The 477-nt window shown below is 53.0% G+C and carries 1 rRNA gene; it reads right to left on the bottom strand.

Annotated features, from left to right (window positions below):
* Nucleotides 1-423: 423 nt before the first annotated feature.
* Nucleotides 424-477 (bottom strand): 16S ribosomal RNA (locus AC5RWA_RS21610); the annotation flags it as partial.

The raw sequence follows: 477 nt of genomic DNA, 5'->3' as shown, positions 1-477 counted from the left end.
CCAGGTTCATATTCTTGGAAATTGCTTCTTATAAAAGATGCTCGCGTCCACTATGTAGTTCTCAAACAACAACCCCAAACCACACACCCCACACACACAAACGCGCATGATCGATGCAGCCAGGAAACCAGAAACACACAAGTACCAGAACCACCACAGCCAAAAGACTGCAGCACCCCCGGTCCTGTTGTCTCAGGACCCAACAGTGTGCCAAACACTAAACCACCCATTCCCCGACCCTGCCGTTCCAGGACACACAAGGCGTCCGTACTAAACCAGGGAAAAGAAACACGCGGCCGCTATTTGTTGATATTCCACCCATGAGCACCCGCCGCAGAACCTGTGTCTGCGCAACGGGCTGTACTCCTGACAAACCCCCGCCACCACATACGCGGCAGACAGTGATTTGTAGGTGCTCCTTAGAAAGGAGGTGATCCAGCCGCACCTTCCGGTACGGCTACCTTGTTACGACTTAGT

It is taken from the genome of Arthrobacter sp. 210 2 (genome assembly GCF_059093025.1).
This window is presented reverse-complemented; position numbering and strand designations above follow the sequence as displayed.